This is a genomic window from Kitasatospora sp. NPDC008050, from assembly GCF_042957465.1.
Classification (GTDB): Bacteria; Actinomycetota; Actinomycetes; order Streptomycetales; family Streptomycetaceae; genus Kitasatospora.
On the sequence record NZ_JBIBIJ010000049.1, the window covers coordinates 1 to 7,866 of the forward strand.

At 75.6% G+C, this 7,866-nt stretch carries 1 protein-coding gene; it reads right to left on the reverse strand.

The annotated features are described in order from the left end of the window. Positions 1–146 precede the first annotated feature (146 nt). Entirely contained in the window at positions 147–7,850 is a 7,704-nt protein-coding gene (locus ACFZB9_RS36745) for an SDR family NAD(P)-dependent oxidoreductase (protein ID WP_391454497.1), read from the reverse strand. Positions 7,851–7,866: the final 16 nt, after the last annotated feature.

Sequence of the window (7,866 nt, forward strand, 5' to 3'; positions counted from 1 at the left end):
GCGGAACACCTCGTCCTCGTCGAAGAGTTCCTCACCCATCCGGTAGTACTGGGAGCCCTGCCCGGAGAACATGAAGACCACGGGCAGAGAACCCGGACCGGCGGCCGGACCAGCATCCGGGGAGGTAGCGCGGACGCTCGGCGCGGTCATCGGTAGGTGTCCCAGAACAGGCCCGCGGCGGCGGGCGCCACGGGTTCGGCGGTCCCCCGGATGACCACCCGACGGTTCAGCTCGGGCTGCGCCAGCGGGGTGCGGGCGCCGAGGTGGCCGGCCGGTGCGGGCGCGAGCAGCAGATGGGCGTTGGTACCGCCGTCGGCGAAGCAGTTGATGGCGGCGAGTTCGGCCGCGGCCGGCCAGGGCTGCGGCTCCCTGGGGAAGTACAGCGGAGAGGCGGCCAGGTCGAAGTGCTTGAGCGGCTCCTGCCCGGAGCCGAACGGCACCTGCTCGCGGTGGTGCAGCATCAGCACCACCTTGACGAAGGCGGCGATGCCCTCCGCGGCCAGCGGGTGGCCGATGTTGGGCTTGATCGAGCCGAGCGCCACCGGCTGGGCCGAGCCGCTGCGGTAGACCCCCTCCACCGCCTTGAGTTCGAGCAGGTCGGTGACGGTCGAGCCGGAGCCGTTGGCCTCCACCCAACCGACGTCCTGCGGCTGGTGGCCGCTGCGGGTCAGTGCCTGGACCATCACCTCCTTCTGCGCCTGGAGGTTCGGGGTGGCCGGGCCCGCGGTGCGGCCGTCGTTGTTGATCGCGATGCCCTTGAGCACCGCGAGCACCCGGTCGCCGTCGGCCTGCGCCGCGGCCAGCGGCTTGAGCAGGACGACGCCGACGCCCTCGCCGAGCACCAGGCCCGCCGCGCGACTGTCGAAGACGTGGAACTCGGCGCCCGGGTTGAGCAGTCCGCGCCGGCCGAAGACCTGGTGGGCTCGGTCGTCCGCGAGCAGGCTCACCCCGGCGACCACGGCCGACTCGATGTCGCCCGTGCGCAGCGCCTGCACGGCCATGTCCATCGCCACCAGGGCGGAGGAGCAGGCGGTGTCGACCACCAGGCTGGGGCCCTGGAAGTCGAAGAACTGCGAGATGTTGGCGGCCAGGTAGTTCTGGCCGGTGACCACCACCGGGTTCTTCGCCTGCTCCAGCAGCGCACCGTCCGGGGTGTGGGTGGCGCGGCCGCCGACGTAGACGCCGATCCGACGGCCCTTCAGCTCGGCCGGCCGGTACCCGGCCTGGTGCACGGCGCGGTGCACCTCCTCCAGCAGCAGCAGCGCCTGCGGGTCCATGGCCGCGACGTCCGCCTCGGAGAGCAGGAAGGCCTCCGGGTCGAAGCGCAGCTCCTCGGGCAGCAGGCCGGCGTGGTAGCCGATCGGACGGCCGAACCGCCGCTCGGGGATCGGGCGCAGCGCCGAACGGCCCTGGCGCAGCAGCTCCCAGTACGCCTCGGCCGAACCGGCCTCGGGGAACCGGCAGGACAGGCCCACCACCGCGATGTCGCCGGTGGCGCGGAGCGGCCCGGCGGCAGGGCGCTCGGCGGGCTGGGTGGCGGGCCGGGCGGGCGCGGTGGCCGGAGCCTGCGTCTGCGCCTGCGCCTGCGTCTGCGCAGGGGGCACCGCCACGGGGGCGCTCGGGGCGGCCGTGCCGAAGGCGGCGAGCAGCTCCACCGGGTGCTCCTCGGCGAGGTAGGCCGCGAAGCCGTCGACCGTGGGGTACTCCAGCAGCGCCGAGGGGTCGACCGAGACGTCGAGCCGCTTGGCGACGGTCTGGACCAGCTGGGAGACCATGATCGAGTCGATGCCGAAGTCCTGCACCGGCACGTCACCGGTCAGCTTCGCCCGGTCGAAGCGCAGATCCGCCGCGAGCCGGTCCAGCAGCCAGGCGGCCACCGCCGCGATCGCACCCTGAAGCCGCACACCGGCGGCCGACGCTGCCACGACCGGCGCGGGGGCGGCTGCCGGGGCGGGGACGGCTGCCGGGGCGGCCGTGGCAGCGACCGGGGCCGCCTCCAGGCGACGGGCCGTCAGCCGCTCGGGACGCCAGTCGGCGCCCGGCCTGGCCAGCGCGGGCAGCACCACTCGGGCGCCGCTCCCAAGGGCCCGGTCCAGCAGGTCGAGCCCCTGCTCGTCCGTCAGGGTGGCCAGACCCGAGGCCTGGTAGGCGGCGCTGCGCGCCTCCCCCATGCCGGTCTCCTTCCAGCTCGGCCACTGCACGCTCACCAGCGGCAACCCGTACGGACGAGCCTCGGCGACCGCGTCCAGGTAGGCGTTGGCCATCGCGTAGTCGCTCTGGCCGACCGCGAGCGCGGGCAGCACGGCGGCGACCGAGGAGTACAGCACGAACAGGCTCAGCGGCTCGTCGCGGAAGCACTCCACCAGGGCGTCCACCCCGAAGACCTTCGGGCCGATCACCCGGGCGATGCCGGTCTGCGACTTGCGCACGAAGGCGGGGTTCTCGAAGTCGGTGAAGCCGGCGCTGTGGATCACACCGCCCACCGGACCCATCCGGAGCCTGACCTCCGCCAGGGTCTTGGCCAGCGCCTCCCGCTCCTCCAGCGGAACGGCGAGCACCTCCAGTTCGACGCCCTGCGCGGCCAGCTCGGCCAGCGGGCGCAGCTTGCGGCCGAGCGGGCTGTCGGCGGCGATGTGCCCGGCCCACTCCGCCCGGGGCGGCAGCGCCTCGCGGCCGGTGAGGACGAGCTTGCGCACGCCGTGCCGGGCGACGAAGTGCCGGGCGGTCAGCAGCCCGATGCCGCGGGTGCCGCCGGTCACCCAGAGCACGTGACCGGCCGGGAACCGCGGCTCGCGCTGCCCGCCCTGCCCGCCCTGCCCGTGCTGGCCCTGCTGACTCTGCCGGCCGCCCTGCCCGCCCTGCCCGTGCTGCGGCAGCTCGCGCAGCTCGGCCTGATGCCGCATGCCGTCCCGGTAGCCGATCTCGGACGGATCGCCCTCGGTGGCCAGCTCCTCGGCCACCCAGCGGCACAGCTGCTCGTCCGTGGTCTGCCGCTCCAGGTCCAGGTGGCGGGAGCGCAGGTGGCGGTACTCGCTCTGGAGCATCCGGTACAGGCCCACCCGGGCCGCGCCGCCGAGGCCGACCGGGCCCTGCCCGCTCTCGGTCCCCCGGGAGACCAGCAGGACGCTCAGCTCGCGCCGGCCCCGGTCGACCTGGTGCTGGAGCCAGCGCAGCCAGCTCGGCAGCAGGGAGTGCGCGGGCGGCAGCGCCGGGTCGGCGCAGCCGGCCAGGTCGACCACGGCGTCGAAGCGGTCCCAGCGGGTGGCGGGGTCGGCGAGCTCCGCGGCGAGCCGTTCGGTGGTCAGCACCTCGACGGCGGGCAGCACGGCGGCCAGCCGGGCGGCCAGCGCCTCGGTGCCCGGCACGGCCAGGACGGCGGTGCGGCCGGGCAGCGCGCTGCGGGCGGCGGCCGGGGCGGGGACCCACTGCCGGGTCAACAGCAGCCCCTGGGAGGCGCGTTCGCCTTGGTCGGCGGTGGTCAGCGCGGCGAGTTCGGCCTCCGCGGCGGCCAGCCAGACCCGGTCGCCGTCGAACGGGTAGCCGGGCAGCGGCACTCGCCCTGGCCGGGCAGCGGGGTGCAGGACCGACCAGTCCACCGACCGACCCGTGGTCCAGGCCTCGGCGAAGGCGGCGGGCTCGGCCGCCGGTGCCTCGCCCGCGGCCGGGCGCCGCGGGTCCACCACGCCGCTCCAGCTCCCGGCCGGGCGGCCGCCGGCGGCCAACTCATCCAGGAGGGCCGCAAGTTCCGGCAGCTCGTGGAAGAGCACCGCGAGCCGGTGGGCCATCGCCTCGCGCCCGCTCTGCAGGGTCCAGGCGACCTCGGCGGGCGCCGTCCGGGCGCCCTCGGCGCGCAGGTGGGCCGCCAGCCGGCGGGCCTGCGCCGTCAGGTGGCCGGCGTCCTTGGCGGAGAGCACGGCCAACTGCGGTCCCGGGACCGGCTGCTGGGCCGGGCTCGGCTCGCCGAGGTACTCCTGCAGGATGATGTGCGCGTTGGTGCCGCCGGCGCCGAACGAGCTCACGCCCGCGGTCCTGGGCCGCACCGTGCCGTCCGCGAGGACCCGGCGCGGCCACGGCGCACCCTCGCGCTGGACCCGGAACGGGGTCGCGGCGAAGTCGATGTTCGGGTTGAGCCGCTCCGCGTGCAGCGAGGGGGCCAGTTCGCCGTGCCGCAGTTGCAGCAGCACCTTGGTGATCGCGGCGATCCCGGCCGCCGACTCGGCGTGCCCGATGTTGGACTTGACCGAGCCGATCGGCAGGCGCTCGGGCAGCTCCTTGCCGAAGGCCCGCAGCATGCCGTTGACCTCCACCGGGTCGCCCAGGGCGGTGCCGGTGCCGTGCGCCTCCAGGTAGTCCAGGTCGGCCGCGCTGAGCCCCGCCCGGTCGAGCGCGGCACGCACCAGGTCGCCCTGCGCCTTGGGGTTGGGCACGCTGTAACCAGCGCCCGCACCACCGTGGTTGACGCTTGAGGCCTTGACCACCGCGAGGATCCGGTCGCCGTCCGCGAGGGCCGCGTCCAGGCGCTTGAGCAGCACCGCGCCGGAGCCCTCGGCCGGGACGTAGCCGGTGCCGCCCTCGCCGAAGCTGCGGCAGCGGCCGTCCTCGGCGAGGAAGCCGCGCTGGGCGAGCTGGAGGAACTTCACCGGGTGGCTGGAGATGTTGACGCCACCCGCCACCGCCACCTCGCAGTCGCCGTTGCGGATCGCCAGGCAGGCCTGGTGGATGGTGACCAGCGAGGAGGAGCACATGGTGTCCAGCGCGACGCTGGGCCCGGCGAAGTCGAAGAAGTACGACACCCGGTTGGCCACCGAGGCATAGGAGGAGGAGGTGGCGAAGCCCTTGCCGCGCAGCGCCTCCTGCACGCCGTACAGCTGGTAGTGGCCGTACATCATGCCGACGAAGACGCCGGTGCGGGTGCCGCGCAGCTGCTCACGGGTGTAGCCGGCGTCCTCCAGCACGTGCCAGACGGTCTCCAGGAAGACCCGCTCCTGCGGGTCGGTGTGCTCGGCCTCGATCTGCGACATCCGGAAGAAGAGCGGGTCGAAGCGGTCGGCGCCGCGCACGAAGCCGCCCCACTTGCCGTAGGTCTTGCCGAAGACGGACTTGTCGGGGTCGTAGAACCCGTCGTGGTCCCACCGCTCGCCCGGGATCTCCTCCACGCTGTCCCGGCCGGCCCGCAGGTTGCGCCAGAACTCGTCGACGTCGTCGGCCTGGGGGTAGCGTCCGGCGACGCCGATGATGGCGATCTCGTCGCTCTCGGCGGCGGGGCGTGTCGGAGCGGCGGAGCGCGTCGGAGCGGTGAGGGGCGCGGGTGCGGCGAGGGGCGCAGGTGCGGCGACGACCGGGGGTTCGGGTACGACCGGGGGTTCGGGTACGACTGCCTGGACGGCGGGTGCGGCGAAGGCCTGCGGGTGCTCGGCCGCCAGGTGGGCGGCCAGCTCACGGACCGTCACGTACTCGAAGAGCAGGGTCTTGGAGAGCGGCCCGAAGTGCTCCTCCAGCCGTCGCACCAGGCTCATGGTGATCAGCGAGTCCACGCCGTACTGGTCGAAGGACTCCGTGACGGCGATCTCCGCCTCGGGGAGCTTCAACTCCTCGGCCAGCAGCCGCAGCAGCAGCTGCTCGGCCTGCGCCTGCGGGTCGCCCGAAGCCGGGTGCGCGGCCGCCTGCGGTGCGGCGGCCGGGTGCGCGGTGGGGCCGGCCGGACCGCCGTCCAGGGCGGCCAGGATCCGCGCCGGGTCGCCCGGGGCGAGCAGCAGGTGCGGCGCGCCGCCGGCCAGCGCGCGCTCCAGCGCGTCCAGGCCGGGGGCGGTGCGCAGCGGCCGCATGCCGAGCACGCGGTGCATGTACTCCTCGGCGGCGGCGTCGATCCGCATGCCGCCGTCCGTCCAGACCGGCCAGGCGGCGGAGAGCGTGCGGCCCTGCCGGTCGCCCAGGCGGCGCTGCCGCTCGCGCTCGGCGGCGAAGTGGTCCAGGAAGGCGTTGGCGAAGGCGTAGTCGCTCTGGCCGATGTTGCCGAACGCGGCGGCCGCGGAGGAGAAGAGCACGAAGTGGTCCAGCGGCTCGTCCTTCGTCGCCTCGTCCAGCAGCACCGTGCCGTGCACCTTGGCAGCCAGCACGGCCTGCGCGTCCGCCCGCTCCTTGCGCTGGAGCAGGCCGTCCCGCAGCACCCCGGCGGCGTGCAGCACGCCACTGACCGAGCCGTGGGCGCGACGGGCCTCGGCGACCAGCGCGCGCACCTGGGCGGCGTCGGCGAGGTCGGCCCGCACGAAACGGGCGCCGATGGCCGCGATCCGCTCCCGGGTCCGCGCGTCGGGCTCGCGGCGGGCCGCGAGCAGGATCCCGTCCGTGGACAGCCCCGCGGTGCGCCGGGCGGCGGCCAGGTGCTCGGCGAGCAGCAGACCGAGCGCGCCGGTGCCGCCGGTGATCAGGTGGGCGCCGGGGCCGGTGAACGCCGAACCGGTGGGGGCGGGCAGTTCCGCCTTGCGCCAGGCGCGGCGGGTCCGGCCGGTCTCGCCGATCCGCACCTCGGGCTCGCCCTCGGCGCCGAGTTCGGCGACCACCGCCTCGGCGAGGGAGCCGGCCGCGACCGCCAGCACGCCGAAGTCGACGGCCGGGTGCTCCAGCCGCACCGAGCGGGCGAAGGCGGCCATCGCCGGGTGGACCGGCGAGGCGGCGGGCTCGCGGTGGACGTAGAGGTAGCGCAGCGCGCCGCGCCGCTCGCGCTGCCATGCCTGGAGGAAGGCCAGCGCCGGGTGGAACCCGGTCTCCAGCGCGCTGCCGGGGTCGCTCTGCTCGCCGGCCAGCTGCACCACCTGGACCGGCCCGTGCTGCCCGGCCCGCACCGCCGCCTCGGCGTCGAAGCCGGCGCCCAGCTCGATCCGGTGGGTGGTCACGCCCAGCTCGGCCAGCGCAGCGCCCACCGCGATGCCCTGGGAGCCGGCGTCCAGCAGCAGCACGGTGCCGGTCACCTGGCGCGGGGAGGGGGTGGCGGGCTGCCAGTGGGCCTCGAAGGCGGACACCGTGTCCATCGGCGGGCGGGCGGACACCGGCTGGCGGGTGGGCACCGCGCGCAGCGTGAAGTCCTGGATCGCGACGACCACCTGGCCGCTCGCATCCAGCAGCGCCACGTCGAAGCTGAGTGTGCCGGGCGGCACCGCGCGCGTCGAGCGGGTGGCGTAGGCGTACACCTGCTCCGGCAGCCGGCCGTACAGCCGCACCGAGCCCAGCGAGTACGGCAGGTAGGGCACCGGGACGGCGGGGTCGCCGGCGCCGGGGGCCAGCCGGCCCGCGGTCTGCAGGGCCGCGTCGAGCAGCGAGGGGTGGAAGACGTAGGCGTCGGCGTCCGCTCGGCGCTCGGCCGGCAGCCGCAGCGTCGCCAGTACCTCGTGCTCGCCCTCGGCGAGTTCCTCGATCACCTGGAAGCTCGGGCCGTAGGCGAAGCCGAGCCGGGTGAAGGCCTGGTAGCAGTCCGCGCCGGAGTGCACCCGGGCGCAGCGAGCCCGCACACCCGCCAGCTCGACCCGGGACGGGCGATCGGCGGGCTCGGGCTGCTCGGGCTGCCCGGGCTGCTCGGGCTCGGGCTCGGGCTCGGGCTCGCCGAGCAGGAGGGTGCCGCGGGCGTGCACCGGGGCACCCTCGGCGGCGCCGGCCACCTCGAAGGCGGTCCCGGTGAGCCTGACCACCAGCCGGTGCTCGCCGCCCGCGGGGAGGCGGACCGGGCTGGCCCACACCAGACCGTCGACGCCGCGCACCGGGGCCGGGGCGGCAGCCAGTTCGCCGGCCAGGCGGGCCATTTCCAGGTAGGCCACGCCGGGCAGGACGAGGTCGCCGCCGACGACGTGGTCGCGCAGGTAGAACTCCTCGCCG